Source organism: Streptomyces sp. NPDC039423 (assembly GCF_055598725.1).
Map to the genome: position 1 here is coordinate 1,122,866 of NZ_JBVKAH010000001.1, position 20,303 is coordinate 1,143,168.

Sequence of the window (20,303 nt, forward strand, 5' to 3'; positions counted from 1 at the left end):
CACCCATGGCTACGCTTGAAATCCGCGACCTGCACGTCTCCGTCGAGGCCGACAACGCCACGAAGGAGATCCTCAAGGGCGTCGACCTGACCGTGAAGCAGGGCGAGACCCACGCCATCATGGGCCCCAACGGCTCCGGCAAGTCGACGCTCGCGTACTCCCTCGCGGGTCACCCCAAGTACACGATCACCGGCGGCACCGTCACCCTCGACGGCGAGGACGTCCTGGAGATGTCCGTCGACGAGCGCGCCCGCGCCGGCCTGTTCCTCGCCATGCAGTACCCGGTCGAGGTCCCCGGCGTCTCGGTGAGCAACTTCCTGCGCACCTCCGCCACCGCCGTCCGCGGCGAGGCCCCCAAGCTCCGCACCTGGGTGAAGGAGGTCAAGGAGGCCATGCAGCGCCTCAACATGGACCCCGCCTTCGCCGAGCGCAACGTCAACGAGGGCTTCTCCGGCGGTGAGAAGAAGCGGCACGAGATCCTCCAGCTCGAGCTCCTCAAGCCGAAGGTCGCGATCCTCGACGAGACCGACTCCGGCCTGGACGTCGACGCGCTGCGCATCGTCTCCGAGGGCGTCAACCGCGTCCGCGAGACCGGCGAGGTCGGCACCCTGCTGATCACGCACTACACGCGGATCCTGCGGTACATCAAGCCGGACCACGTCCATGTCTTCGCCGGCGGCAAGATCGTCGAGTCCGGTGGCCCCGAGCTCGCCGACAAGCTGGAGGCCGAGGGCTACGAGTCCTACACGAAGGGTGGCGCATCCGCGTGACACAGCTGCCGGGCCTCCTCGACACCGAGGCGCTCCGCAAGGACTTCCCCATCCTCGACCGGGTGCTCCACGACGGCAAGAAGCTCGTGTACCTGGACAACGCGGCGACCTCCCAGACGCCGCGCCAGGTCATCGACGTGCTCAGTGAGTACTACGAACAGCACAACGCCAATGTGCACCGCGGCGTGCACGTGCTGGCCGAGGAGGCCACGGCGCTGTACGAGGGGGCGCGCGACAAGGTCGCCGCCTTCATCAACGCGCCGAGCCGCAACGAGGTGATCTTCACCAAGAACGCCTCGGAGTCGCTCAACCTGGTCGCCAACATGCTCGGATGGGCCGACGAGCCCTACCGGGTCGACCACGAGACCGAGATCGTCATCACGGAGATGGAGCACCACTCCAACATCGTTCCGTGGCAGCTGCTGTCGCAGCGCACCGGCGCGAAGCTGAAGTGGTTCGGCCTGACCGACGACGGCCGCCTCGACCTGTCGAACATCGACCAGGTCATCACCGAGAAGACGAAGATCGTCTCCTTCGTGCTGGTCTCCAACATCCTCGGCACCCTCAACCCGGTCGAGGCGATAGTGCGACGCGCCCAGGAGGTCGGCGCGCTGGTGCTGATCGACGCCTCGCAGGCCGCCCCGCACATGGTGCTGGACGTCCAGGCCCTCCAGGCCGACTTCGTCGCCTTCACCGGCCACAAGATGTGCGGCCCGACCGGCATCGGCGTCCTGTGGGGCCGCCAGGAACTGCTGGAGGACCTCCCGCCGTTCCTCGGCGGCGGCGAGATGATCGAGACCGTGTCGATGAACTCGTCGACCTACGCCCCCGCGCCGCACAAGTTCGAGGCGGGCACGCCCCCGGTCGCCCAGGCCGTCGGCCTCGGCGCCGCCGTGGACTACCTCACCTCCATCGGCATGGACAACATCGCGCGCCATGAGCACGCGATCACCGAGTACGCGGTCCGCCGCCTCCAGGAGGTCCCGGACCTGCGGATCATCGGCCCGGTGACGGCCGAGGACCGCGGCGCGGCGATCTCCTTCGTCCTCGGGGACATCCACCCGCACGACGTGGGCCAGGTCCTGGACGAGCAGGGCATCGCCGTCCGGGTCGGCCACCACTGCGCGCGGCCGGTCTGCCTCCGGTACGGAATTCCTGCGACCACGCGGGCGTCGTTCTATCTGTACTCCACCCCGGCCGAGGTCGACGCCTTGGTCGAGGGCCTGGAGCACGTCCGGAACTTCTTCGGCTAGGAGCGGGTGTGAAGCTGGATTCGATGTACCAGGACGTCATCCTGGACCACTACAAGCATCCGCACGGGCGGGGCTTGCGGGACGGCGACGCCGAGGTGCACCACGTCAACCCGACGTGCGGCGACGAGATCACGCTGCGCGTGAAGTACGACGGATCGCGGATCGCGGACGTGTCGTACGAGGGCCAGGGCTGCTCGATCAGCCAGGCGTCCGCCTCCGTCCTGAACGAACTCCTCGTCGGCAAGGAGCTCGCCGAGGCGCAGCGGATCCAGGCCACCTTCCTGGAGCTGATGCAGTCCAAGGGCAGGATCGAGCCCGACGACGCGATGGAGGAGGTGCTGGAGGACGCGGTCGCGTTCGCCGGCGTCTCCAAGTACCCGGCCCGGGTGAAGTGCGCCCTGCTGAGCTGGATGGCCTGGAAGGACGCGACCGCCCAGGCGATGGGTGACGGCGCGGAGAGGAAGACGGCATGAGCGAGAACCAGACGGCCCAGATGAAGCCCGCGTCCGAGGAGGAGGTCCGCGAGGCGCTGTACGACGTCGTCGACCCCGAGCTGGGCATCGACGTCGTCAACCTCGGCCTCATCTACGGCATCCACATCGACGACTCCAACATCGCGACCCTGGACATGACGCTGACGTCGGCGGCCTGCCCGCTGACCGACGTGATCGAGGACCAGGCGAAGGCCGCGACGGACGGCATCGTCAACGAGCTGAAGATCAACTGGGTCTGGATGCCGCCGTGGGGCCCGGACAAGATCACGGACGACGGCCGCGAGCAGCTCCGCGCGCTCGGCTTCAACGTCTGAGACCACCGGTACCGTCCGGCTGCGACGGCCATGCCCTCCCCCTGCTCGAAGAGCTTGGGCGGAGGGCATGGCCGTCTCTCCGTACGTCTCCCCGTACCCGATCGGGGAGCGGCCGGCCGGCGGACGCACCGGCGTCGAGCCGGCCTACGAACTCCCCCCTCGCCGCCCCGGAACGCCGGGCCGGCCGCTCGCGTGAACCCCCACCCGGCCTGCGGGGAACAGCGGGTGTGACCACACCCGCCGCAGACGGAGACCCCGTGACCGGACCGCCGGACGCCCACCACGACGACGCCCATGACGACTCGGCCGTCGTGACACGCTCCCTCGACCGCCCCGAGGCCTTCGCCGAGCTGTACCACCGGTACGCCGCCGACATCCACCGGTACGCCGCCCGGCGGCTGGGCGACGCGGCCGCCGACGACATCACGGCCGACACGTTCCTCGCCGCGTTCCGCGGCCGCGCCCGCTACGACCCGGCCCGCGCCAACGCCCGCCCCTGGCTCTACGGCATCGCCGCCAACCTGATCGGCAAACAGCGCCGCACCGAGGTCCGCGCCCTGAACGCGCTGGCCCGCACCGGGCACGACCCGGTCGCCGAGTCCTGGGTCGACCACGCCGACGACCGGCTCACCGCCCAGGCCGCCCACGGCCCCCTGGCCGGCGCCCTCGCGTCCCTGTCGGGCGGCGACCGGCACGTGCTGCTGCTGGTCGCCTGGGCGGACCTCACGTACCAGGAGGTCGCCGAGGCCCTCTCCATCCCGGTCGGCACGGTCCGCTCCCGGCTCAACCGGGCGCGCAAGAAGGTCCGGTCCGCCCTCGGCGACAGCGACCCCACCCTCGTACACGACTTCACCACGGAGGTCACCCATGGATGAGATGCGGACGCTCCAGGACTTCCGCGCGGACGCCCCGACGCCCGACCGGGCCCGCCTCGCCCCGGGCCACGCCCGCCTCCTCGACGAGGCCGCCCGTCCCCGGCGGCGCCTTTGGGGCGGGTGGCGGCTCGCGGTGGCGGGCGCCGCGGCGGCGGTCACCGCGGTGGCGACGCTCGCCACGCTGCTCCCGGCCGGTCACGAGCCGGCGGCGCCGGCGGCGCCGGCGGCCAAGCCGCGGGCGGACCAGTGGATCTACCGCAAGACCGAGTGGCGGATGGTGAACTGCGAGGCCGGGGGAAGCGGCGGCCGGGGCATGGAGATGCTCGGCTTCAACCTCTACTTCACGCAGGGAAGGCCCTGTGACCTGGGCAGCCTGCGGTCCCGCACCGACGAGGACTGGACCCGGTACGACGGATTCGACGAGCGGATGGGCGCCGAGACGCCTCCTCCGCAGACCCGCACGGGCGCCACGTACGGAGGGACGGGCAATGGTCACACCCTCACTCCCCGGCAGGCGGACGCCTTGGTGGAGGACCTGCCGGACGACACCGACGGCGCCCTCCGCCTGATCCGCAAGCGGTCCATCCCCAGCCGGGTGTCCAGCGCGTGGCGTCTGACCCAGGCGCAGCGCGACTTCGAGGAGATCGCGGAAGTGCTGGCGGTGACGCCCAGCATGCCGGAGGAGAAGGGGAAGCTGCTGATCCGGACCGCCGGAGAGCTACCGGGCGCGAAGCTGACGTCCACGGTCGTGCCGGACGGGAGGGAGACCCTCATGGCGCTGGGAGTCGAAGGCAACTACCGCGACTACTCCTACGAGCGGAACACCTTCGAGGTGCTGTTCGATCCCCGGACCCAGGCATTCCGGGGATTCCGGCTCGTGGCCGGGATCGGCTACTACGTCGGCGGCAAGAAGTCCGGTGGCCCCTTCGTGACCAAGGGCACCGTGCTGGCCACCGCCATGCGCGTCACGACCGAGGTCGTCGACGCGCCCGGCACGCGTCCCTGAACCGCCGCTCCGGTCGCCGCCCCGGCACGGGGGTGCGGGGCGGCGACCGGGAGGTGAGACCGGTTGGCCCGGGCGGCGGGCGGCCGGTTAGGTTTCTGGCATGACTTCTGCACCCCGTACCACCGGCGCCGTCGCCGCCGGCCTTGCCACCATCGCCGGCGACGGCACCGTTCTCGACACCTGGTTCCCGGCTCCCGAGCTCGTCGACGGGCCCGGGCCCGCGGGGACCGAGCGGCTCACCTCCGACCAGGCCGTCGACCTCCTCGGCGAGGGCGCCGCCAAGGCCCTCGGCGTCGACGCCCGCCGCGGCGTCGAGGTCGTCGCCGTGCGCACCGTCATCGCCTCGCTCGACGACAAGCCGCTCGACGCCCACGACGCCTACCTGCGCCTGCACCTGCTCAGCCACCGGCTCGTCAAGCCGCACGGGCAGAACCTGGACGGGATCTTCGGGCTGCTCGCCAACGTCGCCTGGACCTCCCTCGGTCCCGTCGCCGTCGACGACGTGGAGAAGGTCAGGCTCAACGCCCGCGCCGAGGGCCTGCACCTCCAGGTGACCAGCGTCGACAAGTTCCCCCGCATGACGGACTACGTCGCCCCCAAGGGCGTCCGCATCGCCGACGCCGACCGCGTGCGGCTCGGCGCGCACCTCGCCGCCGGGACCACCGTGATGCACGAGGGCTTCGTGAACTTCAACGCCGGCACGCTCGGCACCTCGATGGTCGAGGGCCGCATCTCCGCGGGCGTCGTCATCGGCGACGGCTCCGACATCGGCGGCGGCGCCTCCACCATGGGCACCCTCTCCGGCGGCGGCAACGTCATCATCTCCGTCGGTGAGCGCTGCCTGATCGGCGCCGAGGCGGGCGTCGGCATCGCCCTGGGCGACGAGTGCGTCGTCGAGGCGGGCCTCTACATCACCGCCGGTACGCGCGTCACGATGCCCGACGGGCAGATCGTCAAGGCCCGCGAGCTGTCCGGCGCCTCCCACATCCTCTTCCGCCGCAACTCGGTCACCGGCACCGTCGAGGCCCGGCCGAACAACGCGGTGTGGGGCGGCCTGAACGACATCCTCCACAGCCACAACTGATTCGTGTGATCGTGCGTGACCTTTCCGCCGGCCGGGTGGATAAGCAGGTCGTACACGGTCACACCCATCGGCAAGGCGAGGGACGGCTCATATGACAACCCGCAGACTCATCGTTCCGGTCGTGCTCGCGCTGGCGGCGCTGGTGCCGTCCGGCGTCGCCCACGCCGACGAGTCCGGCCGCGCCTCGGGCACCGGCCACCACCTCACGCTGGTGTCGATCGGCCAGATCGACGACCCCATGGAGGACGTGCTGGAGCACGTCGCCGTCCTCGGCCACAACGAGGTCGTCGGCTCCTGAGCGGTTCCCCGCCCCGTTTCCTCGTACGCCGCCCGCAGCCCGTCGACCGCCTCCCGGTCGGCGGGCTGCGGGCGGTTCACGGACCGGGCCCGCGTCCAGCACCGACCGTACAGGTCTGCTTAGAGGTCATCACCTTCGAGGGTAAGGGTTGCTGAAGCATCGGTCGGTTCCGGGACGGTACGACGGGGTACCCGGACCTTCCCGTACGAGATGGGAGGCGATCCGCGTGGCCGGAGAACCGTCGGTCGGCGAGCTGGTGAAGCAGGCGTCTGAGCAGCTCTCCGACCTGGTGAAGACCGAGATGCGCACCGCGCAGGCCGAAATGATGCAGAAGGGGAAACGAGCGGGCAAGGGTGGCGGGATGCTGGGGGCCGCCGCGGCCGTCGGCTACGTCGGGCTCATCGGCGTGTGGGCCACCGTGGCCGCCGCGCTGGCCGTCGTGCTCGATGTCTGGCTCGCGGTGCTCATCGCGACCGTCCTGTTCCTGGCGATCGCCGGGGTGCTCGCCGTGCTGGGCCGCGGCCAGCTGAAACGGGCGGTGCCGCCCAAGCCGGAGCGAGCGATCGACGGTGTGCGTTCGGACGTCCACGAGATCAAGGAGAGGGTCCACCGATGACACGGGACACGCACCACACCCCGGGCCCTGACGAACTCCGCCTCCAGGCGGCACGCAAGCGGCAGGAACTGGGCGAGACCATCGACCAGCTGATGGCCAAGACGGACGTGAAGGCGCGCGCCGCGCACCTGGTGCACGAGAAGACCCCGGAGCCGGTCCGGGAGAACTCGCGCACGATCCTCGCCGCGGTCGCCGCGGTGGTGGTCGCGGGCGTGGTGCTGTGGCAGCTTCGGCGCACTGGAAAGTGGGGATGAGGACGGGAATGGCGAAACAGAAGAAGAAGCGCAAGCAGAAGCTGCTCTACCGGCCGGTGGGCATCCTCCTCGGCATGGCCAGTGGTGCCGTGGCCAGCTCACTGTTCTCCCGTGCGTGGGCGGCCGTCGGCGACGGCGACGCCCCGGACGCGATGGACGAGGAACGCCGGTGGAAGGAGATCCTGCTGGCCGCCGCCCTGGAAGGGGCGATCTTCGCGGTGGTCAAGGCGGCGGTGGACCGCGGCGGCGCGGTCGGCGTCCGCCGGCTGACCGGCACCTGGCCGGGCTGACACCCGGCCGACGGCACGCGCCCGCGCTGAGCCTCAGCGCGGGCGCGTGACCGGAGCGGGCCCGGACGCCCGGCGGCCCCTACGGGCGGAAGCGCAGCACCTGCGGGTCGTGGTCGCTGTCCTGGTCGGCGAACTCGGCGTTGATGTGCACGCTGTCGTACTCGAAGCGCCGGATCGAGGGGCTGGTCAGGATCTGGTCCAGCACCTGGCTGTTGCCCTGGTACACGTACGAGTAGCGCTCGCTGCGCGGCAGCGAGGTGACCGCCGCGTGCAGCGCGCCCCCGTCCGTCAGGGCCTTCGTCGTCCCGGAGAACTCGAAGTCGTTGATGTCGCCGAGGACGACGACGTCGGCGGTGCGCTGCACCTCCAGGAGGTCCTTGACGAAGGTGTTCACGGCCTGGGCCTGCTGGAGGCGCTTGACCTCGGAGGAACGGTTCGGCGGCTGGTGGTGCGAGACGATCGATTCGTCACCGCCCTTGGAACCGAAGTGGTTCGCGATGACGAAGACCGTGCGGCCCCGGAAGGTGAACTCGCCCGCCAGCGGCTTGCGGCTGTTGTCCCACGCGGTGTTCGCCGGGTCGATCCGGCCGGGGGAGTGGGTCAGGGCCGCCCGGCCCTTCTCCCGTACGACACCGGTCGCCGTGGTCGCGTCGCCGCCCGCGCGGTCGGTGAACGACACGCGCTCGGGGTTGAAGAGGAACACCTGGCGGATGTTGCCGCCAGGCTCGCCGCCGTCCTTGTTGTTCACCGGGTCGACGGACCGCCACGCGTACGCGGGGCCGCCGGCCGCGACGATCGCGTCCGTGAACTTCTTCAGCGTCTCGTCGGCGGCGACCGTGCCGTCGTTCTTGGCGCCGTTGTTGTCCTGGATCTCCTCCAGGGCCACGACGTCCGGCGAGGACAGGTTCTCCACCACGGCCTTGGCCAGGGCGTCGAACTTCTCCTGCGGGTCGGTCGGGTCGAGGTTCTCGACGTTGTACGTGGCCACCGCCAGCTCACCGCGGTGCTGCCGCTCGGTCCGCTCACGCTCCAGGCCCCGGTCGGCCGGGGTGCCCAGGGTGCGGGCGGTGAGGGTGTAGCCGCCGAACTGGTTGAAGTCCAGCGGGCCTTCGGTGGTGCCGGTCAGCCAGTCGCCCACGTTCGCCTTGGGGAACGGCCGCTCGGCGACCGGGGTGAGCGACTGGACCTGGAGGCGGCCGGTGTTCTGCGAGGTGTACGAACCGTAGACCGTGCCGCCGCGGCGGTTGTCGTTCTCGTGCGGCTTGACCGTCACCCACAGCTCGTTGTACGGGTCGGTCGCGCCGACGACCCGCGAGGAGCCGATGCGGACGTTCGTGCCCTCCAGGGACTCGAAGTAGTCCAGGGCGTAACGGCCCGGCTGGAGCGTCAGGCCGTTGATCGAGCCGCCGGCCGCCGGGTCGCCCTCGGGGGTGTACGCGGAGGGTACGGAACGAGCCGTCAGGACGGTGGGCGCGGGCAGCGCGTTGCCGGAGGAGACGACCGTGACGGTGGGCTTGGTGATCTGGGTGAGCGACTGGTTCCCGGACGACGTGCCGCCGGGGACGTACTCGGTGACCGTGCCGGACACGGTGACCGCGTCGCCGACGGCGACGGTCGGGGCGGAGCCGGTGTAGACGAACACGCCCTCGCTGGTGGCCGGGTCCTCATCGGCCTGCGGGTCCTGGATCCAGAAACCGCGCGAACCGTACGTACGGACGCCGATGACGATGCCGGACACCCCACTGACCTGCTGCCCGGCGAGCGGGGATATGCGGGTGGTGCCCTGGATGTCGTGGACGCGCACCGCGTCGGCCGTGCCGGCGGCGGTGGCCGAACCCGTGGCGAGCAGGCCCGCGGCCAGGGCGGCGGCGACCACGGCCGAGACGGCGACGGGGCGCGGCGAGGTCGACGGGGTTCTCCGCGCGGCTCTCGGCAGGGAGGAAGGCATCACAAGGCTCCGATGGGTTCGTGGGAGGTACTGAGCGGTAGCTCTACGCGCGTCAATCTCTGGTCTGGGGCCGGTACTTGTCAAGGGTTCGCGGGTGGACGGGCCTTGACCGGTACATGAACTGCCGGGCGGGGGGCCGAATACGTCTACGCTGGGGGCCGCCCGACCCCCCACGTACGTGCCGAGGAGAAACCGCTGATGTCGTCGGATCGCCCCACCCTGCCGCCGGTGCGGCTGCCCTCGGACGCGGAACTGGCCCGGGACGCGCTCGGCGCCCCGCTGCTGGCCCGGGCCGTCCGGCTCGCCCGCTGGGCCGGTCCCGACACCCGGGTGGGCCCCGGCGGCGAACTCGTCGAGGAGCAGCTCCCGGCCGCCGCCGAGGCGCTCGGGCTGGGTCCCGACGACGACGGCGCCGCCTACGCCAGCGAGGCGTGGCGGGTCGCCGTCGACACCGGACTCGTGGTGGCCGACGACCCCCAGGAGGACGAGGAGGGCGGCGAGGGCGGGGCCGTCGAGGCGGGCGGACAGCTCGCGCTCGTCACCGGCGGGGCGCCCCAGGACGTCCTGGCGCTGTGGCTGGACGCCCTGGACACCGCGTTCGCCGACGCCACCGCGCCGCTGCTCGACGACCTCGCCGACGCGCTCGGCGAGGACGGCGACCTCGACCTCGACGCACTGGACTGGGACCCGCAGCACGAGGCGGAGTTCCTCGACGGCGTCCTCGCCAACCTGTACCTCCTGACCGTCGCCGAGGGCGGCTCCGGGGATGCGCCGGTGCCGCTGCCGGCGCTCGCCGCGTCGATGATCGTCCCCGACGACATGGGCGAACCCACCGACGACGTGCTGGAGCAGGTGTCGGACGCCATGATGCGGCTGGACGACCAGTTCCGGGTGCTGGAGCCCGTCGGGCTCGTTGAGTACCAGCCCGTCGACGAGGCGCTGATGGCCGAGGAGGGCGAGGAGCCCGCCTCCATGGGCGACGACGAGGACGTGACACGGTACGGCATGGTGCGGCTGACCCCGCTCGGGCTGTACGGCGTCCGCGCCCGGATGCTCGAGGCGGGCGTGGACGCCCCCGCGGTCGGCGACCTCGCCGACAAGGGCGCGGACGTGCTGCTCGACGGGGTGGCCCACTACCCGCAGGCCGCGGCGCGGGCCGAGACGCAGGCGTGGCTGGCCCGTCGCGAGGCGCTCCCGGCGGCGCGCGAGCTGCTCGCGGCGGCCCGGGGCGCGGACGCCGGCTCGCCCCTGCGGCGGCTCCACTGCCAGCAGGCGCTGACCCTCGTGGGCGCCGGGGCGGAACCGGCGGTCCGCGAGGTTCTCGACGACCCCGAACTCGGCGGCCTCGCCCGGGTCTGGCTGGCGGAGCGGGGCGCGGCGGACGTGCCCGCGCCGCCGGAGTCCATGGTCTTCTGGCTGGCCATCGACACGATCGCGGCGCAACTGGACGCGGTGGGCGGCGGGGACCTGGAGGAGCTGCGGGAGCTTGTCGAGGGCCTGACGAGCCGGCACAGCGGGTTCTTCGACGCCGTGTGGCGGGTGGAGCACCCGGCCACGGCGGACGTGCTGGAGGCGATGGGGCGGCTGCACGGGGACAAGGCGGCGGCGAAGGACGCCCGCAAGGCCGCGTTCAAGGCCCGCTCCCGGCCCGGCGCCTGACGCCCGGCGCGGGGTGGGGCCGTGGCCCCGCCCCGTACCGGTGGTTGCCCCGTCCCGCCCGCACGTGGGCGCACCGGGAAGCGCGCCGCCCCGGGGGGACCGGGAGAGGGTGCCGCCCGGGTTCCGTTGTGCCCACCCTCCCCCAAGCTCTCGGCTTCGCTCGAGCAGGGGGGACCCCCATCGCCCTGCGGAACGACTGCCCACAACGGGGCAGCCGGAGCGCGGGGTGGGGCGAGGCACCGGCGGAACGACTGCCCACAACGGCGGGGCGAGGCGCCGGCGCGGTGCGGTCAGGTGCGGAGGTGGGAGGCGCCGTTGACGTCGAGGACCGTGCCGGAGGACCACTCCGCCGCGGGCGAGGCGAGCCACAGCACCGCCGCCGCGATCTCCTCGGGCGTGCCGACCCGTCCGAAGGGGCTCTGCGCCCGGATGGCGTCGCCCTCGGGGCCGGCCAGCCGGGGGCCGACGCGTTCCGTGGCGAAGAACCCGGGCGCGACCGACGCGACGGCGATGCCGTACGGGGCGAGGGAGACCGCCAGGGACTGGCCCAGGGCGTGGACGGCCGCCTTGGTCGCGCCGTAGGCGGGGTGGTCCGGCTCGCCCCGGAACGCGCCGCGCGAACCGATGTTGACGATCCGTCCGCCCGTGCCCTGGTCCATCATGCGGCGCCCGGCCAGGTGGCTCAGGTTCGCGGTGGCCAGCAGGTTGACGGCGACGTGCCGTTGCCAGACCGTCACCCACTCCTCGTACGGCGTCTCGGGGAGCGGGTGACGGGTGTTGACGGCCGCATTGTTGACGAGGACGTCCAGGCCGCCGAGCGCCGAGGCGGCGGCGTCGGCGACACGCGCCGCCTCCGAGGGGTCCGCGAGGTCGCCGCCGACCAGGGCGTGGCCCGTGCCCGGGAGGGCGCCGAGCGTGGCGCGGGCCTCGTCGGCGCGCGAGCCGTAGTGCACGGCGACCCGGTCGCCGTTCTCCGCGAAGGCACGGGCGACCGCGCGGCCGAGGCCCCGGGAGGCGCCGGTGACGAGGACGCGACGGCCGGTGGCGGGGAGGGACATGGGGCGAACGCCTTTCGGGGGTGCCGGGGGCCGGGCGTGGGCCGCCGCCCGTCCGGTGAGGCCGGCCGGACCGGGGCCCGCCCGGGTCGGGAGGGGCGGGGGTGGTCCTACAGGGCCTGCGCCGCCGGCTTGACCATGCCGCGCACGGTCCGCGACTTCACGAACTCGCCCATCGCCGTCATCTCCCACTCGCCGGAGAACTGCTTGATGAGCTTGGCCATCATCACGCCGGTCTGCGGCTCGGCGGTGGTCAGGTCGAAGCGGACCAGTTCCTCGCCGGTCGCCGCGTCCATCAGCCGGCAGTACGCCTTGGCGACCTCGGTGAACTTCTGGCCGGAGAAGGAGTTGACGGTGAACACCAGGCCGGTGGCGTCCGCGGGCAGCCTGCCCAGGTCGACGACGATCACCTCGTCGTCGCCGGCCCCCTCGCCGGTGAGGTTGTCGCCGGAGTGCTTGACGGCGCCGTTCAGGATGGTCAGCTTGCCGAAGTAGCAGCTGTCCAGATGGTTGCGCTGGGGCCCGTACGCGATGACGGAGGCGTCCAGGTCGATGTCCTTGCCCCGGAAGGCGGGCTCCCAGCCGAGGCCCATCTTGACCTGGGAGAGCAGGGGGCGGCCGCCCTTGACCAGGGACACGGTCTGGTTCTTCTGGAGGTTGACCCGGCCCTTGTCCAGGTTGATCTTCCCGGTGGACGCGGCGGGCGGAGCCGGGGGAGCCGGGGGAGCGGGCGGCGCGGCGGCGGGCGCGGGTGCCACCGGGGCGGGGGTCACGGGGGCGGCGGGAGCCGGGGCGGGGGCGGGCGCGGCCTGTGCGGGCTCCTCGTCGACCGAGACGCCGAAGTCGGTGGCGATGCCGGCCAGCCCGTCGGCGTAGCCCTGGCCCACGGCGCGGGCCTTCCAGGCGCCGTTGCGGAGGTAGACCTCGACCACGACCAGCGCCGTCTCCGTGCCCAGCCGCGGCGGGGTGAAGGTGGCGAGGACGGTGCCGTCGTCCGCGCCGCGGATCGTGGCGGTGGGTTCGACGCCCTGGAACGTCTGCCCGGCGGCGTCCGGGCTGGCGGTGACGACGATCTTCTCGATGCCGGGCGGGACGGCGGCGGTGTCCACGATGATCGCATCGGGCGCCGTGCCGCCGCCGGACCGGTACGTCACACCGGGGCCGGACGGCTGGTTGTAGAAGATGAAGTCGTCGTCGGAGCGCACCTTGCCGTCGGCGGTGAGCAGCAGGCCCGATACGTCGAGCCGCACGGGCGCGGCGACGTCCACCACCACGCGGGTGACGGGAAGCGGGATGTTCGAGCCGGGGGTCATAGCTGTCATGCCGGGGTAACGAGCGGGGCGGCTTTGCCGTTCCCTTACCTTGGGCCACTCCGGTTACGGGCCTGTCCGCGCGGGGCCGAGCGGGCGCCCGGACATCACCCGCGCGGGCGCCCGGACATCAGTAGGGCCAGCGGGGCGGCCGCGTACAGAAGTGGCCGCCGAGGTGGGCGTGGTCGGGGTTGGCGTCGTCCAGCTCGCCCTGCTCAGCGATCAGCCCGGGGGCGTACTGCTCGGAGTCGTCCTGCGGTTCGTAGCCCAGGGCGCGGGCGGAGGAGAGGTCCCACCACAGACGGGTGTTGGCGGACGAGCCGTGGACCACGGTGTGCCGGACGTCCTCGGCGGTGAGGGCGGCGTGGAAGAGGCGGGCGCAGTCGCCGGGGCTCAGCCAGACCGACAGCATCCGCACCGAGGTGGGTTCCATGCAGCAGGCACCGATCCGTACGGAGACGGTCTCGACGCCGTGGAGGTCCCAGTAGAGCTGGGCCAGGTCCTCGCCGAAGCATTTGGACAGCCCGTAGTACGTGTCGGGGCGGCGGGGGGTGTCGACCGGGATCAGCGGGTCGCCCTCGCGGGGGCGCGGGGTGAACCCGACGGCGTGGTTGCTGGACGCGAACAGGATCCGGCCCACGCCCTCGGCGCGGGCGGCCTCGTAGAGGTTGTACGTGCCCTCGATGTTGGCGCGCAGCAGCTTGTCGAAGGACGCCTCCAGGGAGATGCCCGCCAGGTGCACGATCGCGTCGACGCCCCGTACGGCCTCGCGCAGGGCCTCCTTGTCGGCGAGGTCGGCGGCGACCGCGCCGGGTTCGCCCTCGATGGGGGTGGCGTCGAAGAGGCGCAGCTCGTAGCCGTACGCCGGCAGCAGCCCCCGCATCAGGGTGCCGAGGCCGCCGGCGCCTCCGGTGAGCAGGAGCGTGCGGGGAGCGGGCATGGGCGGGCCTCCTGGGGGGCGGCCGTGCGAACGGGCCGAGGGGTTCCGGTCCGGCTCCTGTCCGTGTGCGCCACGCGCACGCGGGGACCGGACACCGTCAAGTGTGGCGGCAACGACGCGGCCTCGCCCCTGAGTTGCGGTTTTCCGTCCGCTGCCGCCGGGCCCGGGCCGGTGGGGACCGTCCCGCGTCAGCCGGGGAGGTTGACAGCTCCGGTGGGGCCTGGCTTGATGAACACGACACGACTTGGGAGCGCTCCCACACTTCCCTCGTCAGAAGGGCACACAGTGGGACCGTCACGAACAGCGAGCAGGCTCCGCCGCGTCCGGGCGCTGGTCGCCGCGGTGCTGACCGCCGTCTTACTGGCAGCCGGCACCCCGGCCGCCGCCTCCGCCCCGGCCACCACCTTTGGGGCGGCCGCCCCGGGCGACGACTGGCTGCACACCCGGGGCAACCGGATCGTCGACGCCAACGGCGACGAGGTGCGGCTCACCGGCACCAACTGGTTCGGCTTCAACGCCTCCGAGCGGGTCTTCCACGGCCTGTGGTCCGGCAACATCACCCGGATCACCGCGTCCATGGCCGCCCGGGGCATCAACATCGTCCGCGTACCGATCTCGACGCAACTGCTGCTGGAGTGGAGGGACGGCCGGGCGACCGTCCCGAACGTCAACGCGCAGGCCAACCCGGAGATCGCCGGGAAGACCTCACTGGAGGTCTTCGACTTCTGGCTCGCCCTGTGCAAGCGGTACGGCATCAAGGTCATGCTCGACGTGCACAGCGCCGAGGCCGACAACTCCGGCCACGTGCACCCGGTCTGGTGGAAGGGCGCCCTCACGCCCGAGCACTTCTACACCGCCTGGGAATGGGTGACCGCCCGCTACCGGAACGACGACACCATCGTCGCGATGGACGTCAAGAACGAGCCGCACGGCAGGGCCAACGAGACACCGCGCGCCAAGTGGGACGGCTCCGGCGACCAGGACGACTTCCGGCACGCCTGTGAGACCGCCGGCCGCCGCATCCTCGCCGTCAACCCACGGGTGCTGGTGCTGTGCGAGGGCACCGAGGTGTACCCCAGGGCGGGCGCGGGCTGGACGTCCACCGACCCCGCCGACTACCACTCCACCTGGTGGGGCGGCAATCTGCGCGGCGTCCGCGACCACCCCGTCGACCTCGGCGCCCAGCTCGTCTACTCGCCGCACGACTACGGGCCGCTGGTCTTCGCCCAGCCCTGGTTCACCGGGGACTGGAACCGCACGACCCTCGAACGGGACGTCTGGGACCCCAACTGGCTCTACCTGCACAAGGAGAACAAGGCCCCGCTCCTCATCGGTGAATGGGGCGGCTTCCTCGACGGCGGCCCCAACGAGAAGTGGATGACCGCGCTGCGCGACCTCATCACCGAGCACCGCCTCCACCACACCTTCTGGTGCCTCAACCCCAACTCCGGTGACACCGGCGGCCTGCTGCTCGACGACTGGGCGACCTGGGACGAGCGGAAGTACGCCCTGCTGAAACCCGCCCTGTGGCAGCACGGCGGCCGGTTCGTCGGCCTCGACCACGAGGTCCCGCTGGGCGGCGCCGGAAGCACCACGGGCATCAGCGTGCGCCAGGTGTACGGAGGTCCCGGCGGCCCGGCGGACACCACCGCGCCCACCGCCCCGACCGGCCTGACCAGCACGGCGAGGACCGCCACCAGCGTCTCGCTGTCCTGGACGGCGGCGACCGACGACGTGGCGGTGACCGGCTACGACGTGTACCGGGGCGCGGTCCGGGTGAACACGGCGCCGGTGACCGCCACCACGTACACCGACACCGGGCTCGCCCCCGCGACCCCCTACCGCTGGTCGGTGCGCGCCCGGGACGCGGCGGGCAATGTGTCGGCGCCCTCGCCCGTGCTGGACGTGACGACGACCGGACCGGGCGACGGCCCGCCGGGCGCGGTGAAGGTCCGCTACCGGAACAACGACGGGTCGGCGACGGACAACGCCGTCCGGCCCGGGCTCCAGGTGGTCAACACCGGTGCCTCCGCGCTCGACCTGGGCACCGTGTCCGCGCGGTACTACTTCACCCGTGACGGCGGGTCGCCCTCGGTCAACGCCTGGTGCGACTACGCGGCGGTGGGCTGCGACCGGGTACGGCTGCGGGTCGTGCCCCTCGTCCCGCCGGCCGCGGGGGCGGACGCCTACCTGGAGGTGGCGTTCACCGGCGGCTCCCTGGCGGCCGGGCGGGACACCGGTGACATCCAGCTCCGGATGAGCAAGGCCGACTGGTCCGCCTTCGACGAGACCGACGACCACAGCCGTTCGGCACCGGCCGCGTACGCCGACGCCCCGGCCGTCCCCGCGTACACCGGCACCGCCCTCGTCTGGGGCGCACCACCGGCCGGCTCCTGACGGCCCCCTCCCGCGGGGCCGTCACCCGGCGCGCGGACGCTCGTACCGCAGCGCCAGCCCCGTCACCACCGCCCCCAGGCCCTCCCACAGGCCCACGCCCAGGAACCCGGCCGGGGCGCGGCCGGAGACGACCGCCAGCGTGAACACCGCACAGGTGAGGAGGCGGAAGGGAACCGTCCAGCGGAAGAACGCCTTCCAGTCGGACAGCGCCGCCAGCACGTAGTAGACGCCCATGTTGACCGCCGCCATCGAGGAGGCGGTCAGGAACAGCAGCGTGTGGTCCCCGTCCGCGCGCCGGGCGTCCGGTACGGGCCCGAAGCCCATGACCGTCAGCAGCGCGTCCGGGGCGATCAGGCCCACCGCGCCCAGGGCGGCGGCCAGCAGCCCGAAGACCGCCATCGTCCAGCCGGACGGGGAACGGGGGAGCAGACGGGGCGGCGGTCGCACGGATGGTCCTCCTACGCACAGGGGTACGGGAAGGACCTGCATACCGTGCGGCCGCCGGCCCCCGCGCGCCCGGGTCCGTCCGGGCGCCGGCTACCGCAGCGCCGCCGCCATCATCTTCCGGGCCACCGGCGCGGCCAGCCCGTTGCCGCTGACCTCCGCCCGCCGGGCCGCGGCGTCCTCGATCAGCACCGCGACCGCGACCTCCTCGCCGGTGTCCGCGTCCCTGGCGTACGAGGTGAACCAGGCGTACGGCTTCCCGCTGTTGTCGACACCGCGCTGCGCCGTGCCCGTCCTGCCGCCGACCTCCGCGCCCTGTCCATGCCGGAGGGGTAGACGCTCGGGTAGGTGCGCACCGGCACGTCCTGCTCGGCGTCGTCGAAGCCGAACTTCTCCGCCAGGGAAACGTTCATCCACGGGAGCCGGCCGCGGTGATGAACCCCGATTCGTACGCCGCGATCACCGCCTGCGTACGGTCCCGCGCCCCCGTCTTGGCCAGCACCGCCGCCACATGCGTCTTCACCGTCGCCGGGCCGACCCCCATCCGCCGGGCGATCTCCGCGTTGGTCAGGCCCGTCGTCATCAGCCGCAGCACCTCCGCCTCCCGCTCGGTCAGCCGCGCCACCCAGGGCGGGGCGGACGCCGGGCGGCGGCGCGCGTACTCGGCCGCCAGGCCCCGCAGGGCCGCCGGGTACAGCAGCGAGTCGCTGCGGGCGACCAGCCGGACCGCGGCCACGAGGTCCTCCGCCGCCGACCGCTTCAGCAGGAACCCCGCGGCCCCGGCGCGCAGCGCGTCGTACACGTAGCTGTCGTTCTCGAACGTCGTCACCACCACGATCCGGGGGTGCGGCTCGGGCAGGGAGGCCAGGATCCGCTCGGTGGCGCGGATCCCGTCGGTCCCGGGCATCCGCACGTCCATCAGGACGACGTCCGGCCGCAGCTCGCGCACCACGGACACCGCCTCGGCGCCGGTCGACGCCTCGCCGGCCACCTCCAGGTCCGGCTCGGCGTCCAGGATGACCCGCAGGGCGGTACGCACCATCCGCTCGTCGTCCGCCAGGACGATCCGGATCACCGGACGGCCTCCCTCAGCGGCAGACGCGCGGCCAGCCGCCATACGCCGTCCACCGGGCGGGCCTCGGCGGTGCCGCCCAGCAGGCGGGCCCGTTCGCCGATGCCCCGCAGACCGCGGCCGCCGCCGGGGCGGGCCACCGGGGGCCGGGCGGGCAGGGGGTTCTCCACGGTGATCTCCAACTCGTCCTCGTACCGCTCGATGGTCACCGACACCGGCTCGGCGCCCGCGTGCCGGGCCGCGTTGGTCAGCCCCTCCTGGACGATCCGGTACGCCTCGCGGGACACCGCCTCCGGTACGCCGGCCACGTCACCGCCCCTGACGGTCAGCGACACATGCCGGCCGGCCGCCGACAGCAAGGTGTCCAGCGCCTCCAGGCCCGGCCGCCCCGGCAGCTCCCCGTCGTCCTCGCCCTGCCGCAACAGGCCCAGCACCGCGTCCAGTTCACCGACCGTGCGGCGCGTCGTCTCCTCGATGGCCGCCAGCGCCTCCCGTACGAACGCCGGGTCGCTGTCGAGCACCGTGCGTGCCGCGCCCGCCTGGAGCGTGACCGCGCTCAGCGCGTGCCCCACCGAGTCGTGCAGCTCCCGGGCGAGGCGATTGCGTACGGCCAGTTCGGCGGCGCGCCGCTCCGCCGCCGCCAGCCGGTCCGAGGGCGTCGGCCCCAGCAGCGGCGGCGCCTGCCGGGCCAGCAGCGCCCCGGCCCCGGCGGACGCCGCCGCGAGGGCGACCAGCATCGCGAGCCCCGCGGGCACCCCGCCGTACACCAGCCACCGCTGGTCCAGCGCCCAGAACCGCCCGAACGCCGACTCCCGCAGCCCGGCCGAGAACGGCAGCGCCATCACCGTCACCGCGAACGGCGGCAGCGCCAGCGACGCCCCGCTGACCAGCCCGCCGAGCCCCACGTGCAGCGTGAACCAGCCGGCCGTGCGCACCCGCGCCTCCCGGGAATGCGCCGGCCCGTCCGCGAACTGCTCCGCCGGAACCCCGCACAGCGTCCGCGCCACCGCCACCGACATGGGCCGGGCCAGCGGGAACAGCGCCGTCACGGCGGCGAGCGGCAGGGCCGACCCGTACGCTCCGAACTGCACCGCGAGGGAGCCGGAGAACAGCCCGCCCGCCCCCACGAGAGGCGCGACGACGAGCGTGCCCAGCAGCCAGTACGGCATCAACAGCGCGCCGCCCACGACCAGATGGACCCACCGCAGTCGCGCGCGCCGCCCCAGCAGCGCCCTGCCCAGTGCTCTCACGCCGTGCGCCGCCGCAGCAGGACGGCCACGCAGGCGCCCAGCAGCATCCCCGTGATCATTTCGCCAGCGTAGGCCAGCTCCATGGCCACCGTGGGCTCCTTGGCGGGATCGCTCTGCGGCATCACGGCGGTGAGCAGCAGCCAGCCACCCCAGCAGCCCACCCCGCCCGAGCCGGTCCAGGCGAGCGCCAGCGGCGCCTTCAGGGGCAGTGCACGCCCCAGGCGGAACACCAGCATCAGCACACCCGACACCGCGGCGGCCACGAAAAGCAGACGTACGCCCTCCAGGACGTGGAAGTCGCTGCCGCGTTCCGCGATCCGCCCCGCCGGCAACCCACGGGTCGAGCCGGCGAGCCACAGGACGTGCAGCGCCGACGGCACCAGCAGGAGCACCGAGGCCGCCACGGCGGTCACCCGGACGACGGGCGGGAACAGCGACGGGGACAGCTCACCGACCCTGCCCCGCCACACCCGGCTCCAGCGGTCCCGGGCGTACAGCACGAACAGCGCGCCGAGCGTGAGTCCCTGAACGATGAACCCGCTGTAGACGAGGGCGAAGACCCATTCGTCGAGGAACGGCTCCTTGGGGCCGCCGGTGTCCTGTCCGGCCGCCAACTGGGCGGGGAAGCCCACCATGATCGGCCCGAGCAGCCCGGTCGCCGCCCACATCGGGAAGGCCGACAGCCACGCCTTCACGCGCAGACCCCAGCGCTGGGTGAACAGCAGCGCGAGGACGACCACGGCCGCGTCCATCAGCACGGTCACCAGATTGACCGCCGCCATCAGGCCCGTGTCCCTCAGCAGCACGCTGCCGTCCGGAATACCGACACGGCTGCCGGCCACCCACGCGATCTTGAGCGAGACGTAGGGGACGCACGAGGTGATGGCGAGGGCACGCAGCACCCGGCGCGCCGGGCCGGGCCGGGTCGTGCCGGTGAGGGCGGACGAGGTCGTTGTCATGCCCCTACGCTCCCG

The 20,303-nt window shown here is 72.9% G+C and carries 21 protein-coding genes and 1 pseudogene; 13 read left to right on the plus strand and 9 right to left on the minus strand.

From position 1 onward, the window contains the following. The first annotated feature begins 5 nt into the window (after positions 1–5). The 11 genes from sufC to ACZ7LK_RS05050 all read left to right on the plus strand — a co-directional run bounded on the left by sufC (position 6) and on the right by ACZ7LK_RS05050 (position 7,254). A complete protein-coding gene (sufC, locus tag ACZ7LK_RS05000; RefSeq protein ID WP_392276317.1) occupies positions 6–770 on the plus strand; it encodes a Fe-S cluster assembly ATPase SufC in 765 nt (254 codons plus the stop codon). Further along, positions 767–2,023: a cysteine desulfurase gene (locus tag ACZ7LK_RS05005; RefSeq protein WP_392276318.1), complete on the plus strand. Its 1,257-nt coding sequence runs from the start codon at positions 767–769 to the stop codon at positions 2,021–2,023. The genes sufC and ACZ7LK_RS05005 overlap by 4 nt, the downstream gene beginning before the upstream one ends. An 8-nt stretch (positions 2,024–2,031) precedes the next feature. After that, positions 2,032–2,496 (plus strand): Fe-S cluster assembly sulfur transfer protein SufU, encoded by a 465-nt coding sequence (gene sufU / locus ACZ7LK_RS05010; RefSeq protein ID WP_392276319.1) that lies wholly within the window; start codon positions 2,032–2,034, stop codon positions 2,494–2,496. Beyond that, entirely contained in the window at positions 2,493–2,831 is a 339-nt protein-coding gene (locus tag ACZ7LK_RS05015; RefSeq protein ID WP_344364780.1) for a metal-sulfur cluster assembly factor, read from the plus strand. The genes sufU and ACZ7LK_RS05015 overlap by 4 nt, the downstream gene beginning before the upstream one ends. Positions 2,832–3,088: 257 nt before the next feature. Beyond that, complete coding sequence (locus tag ACZ7LK_RS05020) at positions 3,089–3,706, plus strand: RNA polymerase sigma factor (protein WP_469464244.1); 618 nt, start codon at positions 3,089–3,091, stop codon at positions 3,704–3,706. Then, positions 3,699–4,712, plus strand: coding sequence for a hypothetical protein (locus tag ACZ7LK_RS05025; RefSeq protein WP_471138406.1), 1,014 nt, complete (start codon positions 3,699–3,701; stop codon positions 4,710–4,712). The genes ACZ7LK_RS05020 and ACZ7LK_RS05025 overlap by 8 nt, the downstream gene beginning before the upstream one ends. 100 nt (positions 4,713–4,812) lie before the next feature. Then, positions 4,813–5,796, plus strand: a complete 984-nt coding sequence (gene dapD, locus ACZ7LK_RS05030) for a 2,3,4,5-tetrahydropyridine-2,6-dicarboxylate N-succinyltransferase (protein WP_392276322.1) — start codon at positions 4,813–4,815, stop codon at positions 5,794–5,796. 91 nt (positions 5,797–5,887) lie between these two features. Then, complete coding sequence (locus tag ACZ7LK_RS05035) at positions 5,888–6,094, plus strand: hypothetical protein (protein ID WP_392276323.1); 207 nt, start codon at positions 5,888–5,890, stop codon at positions 6,092–6,094. A 226-nt stretch (positions 6,095–6,320) separates the two neighbouring features. Continuing rightward, on the plus strand, positions 6,321–6,710 hold the full coding sequence (locus ACZ7LK_RS05040) for a phage holin family protein (protein ID WP_392276324.1): 390 nt from the start codon (positions 6,321–6,323) through the stop codon (positions 6,708–6,710). After that, positions 6,707–6,964 (plus strand): DUF3618 domain-containing protein, encoded by a 258-nt coding sequence (locus tag ACZ7LK_RS05045; protein ID WP_392276325.1) that lies wholly within the window; start codon positions 6,707–6,709, stop codon positions 6,962–6,964. The genes ACZ7LK_RS05040 and ACZ7LK_RS05045 overlap by 4 nt, the downstream gene beginning before the upstream one ends. Before the next feature lie 8 nt (positions 6,965–6,972). Further along, positions 6,973–7,254, plus strand: a complete 282-nt coding sequence (locus ACZ7LK_RS05050; protein WP_392276326.1) for a DUF4235 domain-containing protein — start codon at positions 6,973–6,975, stop codon at positions 7,252–7,254. 79 nt (positions 7,255–7,333) lie between these two features. On the opposite strand, the gene ACZ7LK_RS05055 is transcribed toward ACZ7LK_RS05050, so the two are convergent. Next, positions 7,334–9,202, minus strand: coding sequence for an endonuclease/exonuclease/phosphatase family protein (locus ACZ7LK_RS05055; RefSeq protein WP_471138410.1), 1,869 nt, complete (start codon positions 9,200–9,202; stop codon positions 7,334–7,336). A 198-nt stretch (positions 9,203–9,400) separates the two neighbouring features. Between ACZ7LK_RS05055 and ACZ7LK_RS05060 the strand changes: the two genes are divergently transcribed. Beyond that, a complete protein-coding gene (locus ACZ7LK_RS05060; RefSeq protein WP_392276328.1) occupies positions 9,401–10,861 on the plus strand; it encodes a hypothetical protein in 1,461 nt (486 codons plus the stop codon). Between the two features lie 290 nt (positions 10,862–11,151). Here the strand turns inward: ACZ7LK_RS05060 and ACZ7LK_RS05065 are convergent, their stop codons facing one another. The 3 genes from ACZ7LK_RS05065 to ACZ7LK_RS05075 form a co-directional block, all read right to left on the minus strand. Then, positions 11,152–11,919: an SDR family NAD(P)-dependent oxidoreductase gene (locus ACZ7LK_RS05065; RefSeq protein ID WP_469464248.1), complete on the minus strand. Its 768-nt coding sequence runs from the start codon at positions 11,917–11,919 to the stop codon at positions 11,152–11,154. Between the two features lie 107 nt (positions 11,920–12,026). Beyond that, positions 12,027–13,238 carry a TerD family protein gene (locus ACZ7LK_RS05070; RefSeq protein ID WP_469464249.1) on the minus strand — a complete coding sequence of 404 codons (1,212 nt, stop codon included), beginning with the start codon at positions 13,236–13,238 and terminating at the stop codon, positions 12,027–12,029. Positions 13,239–13,356: 118 nt separating this feature from the next. Next, entirely contained in the window at positions 13,357–14,166 is an 810-nt protein-coding gene (locus ACZ7LK_RS05075; RefSeq protein ID WP_392276331.1) for an NAD-dependent epimerase/dehydratase family protein, read from the minus strand. Between the two features lie 285 nt (positions 14,167–14,451). On the opposite strand from ACZ7LK_RS05075, the gene ACZ7LK_RS05080 reads away from it, so the two are divergent. Continuing rightward, positions 14,452–16,563, plus strand: a complete 2,112-nt coding sequence (locus ACZ7LK_RS05080; RefSeq protein ID WP_471138413.1) for a cellulase family glycosylhydrolase — start codon at positions 14,452–14,454, stop codon at positions 16,561–16,563. A gap of 21 nt (positions 16,564–16,584) precedes the next feature. Here the strand turns inward: ACZ7LK_RS05080 and ACZ7LK_RS05085 are convergent, their stop codons facing one another. The 5 genes and pseudogenes from ACZ7LK_RS05085 to ACZ7LK_RS05105 all read right to left on the minus strand — a co-directional run bounded on the left by ACZ7LK_RS05085 (position 16,585) and on the right by ACZ7LK_RS05105 (position 20,288). After that, positions 16,585–16,962, minus strand: coding sequence for a hypothetical protein (locus ACZ7LK_RS05085; protein ID WP_392276428.1), 378 nt, complete (start codon positions 16,960–16,962; stop codon positions 16,585–16,587). A 138-nt stretch (positions 16,963–17,100) separates the two neighbouring features. Further along, positions 17,101–17,322 (minus strand): annotated as a pseudogene (locus ACZ7LK_RS05090) (penicillin-binding transpeptidase domain-containing protein); the annotation flags it as partial. 94 nt (positions 17,323–17,416) lie between these two features. Continuing rightward, on the minus strand, positions 17,417–18,124 hold the full coding sequence (locus tag ACZ7LK_RS05095; RefSeq protein WP_471138415.1) for a response regulator transcription factor: 708 nt from the start codon (positions 18,122–18,124) through the stop codon (positions 17,417–17,419). Next, complete coding sequence (locus tag ACZ7LK_RS05100) at positions 18,079–19,329, minus strand: sensor histidine kinase (protein WP_471138417.1); 1,251 nt, start codon at positions 19,327–19,329, stop codon at positions 18,079–18,081. The genes ACZ7LK_RS05095 and ACZ7LK_RS05100 overlap by 46 nt, the downstream gene beginning before the upstream one ends. Then, a complete protein-coding gene (locus ACZ7LK_RS05105; protein ID WP_471138419.1) occupies positions 19,326–20,288 on the minus strand; it encodes a hypothetical protein in 963 nt (320 codons plus the stop codon). Before ACZ7LK_RS05105 ends, ACZ7LK_RS05100 begins: the two co-directional genes overlap by 4 nt. Positions 20,289–20,303 lie beyond the last annotated feature (15 nt).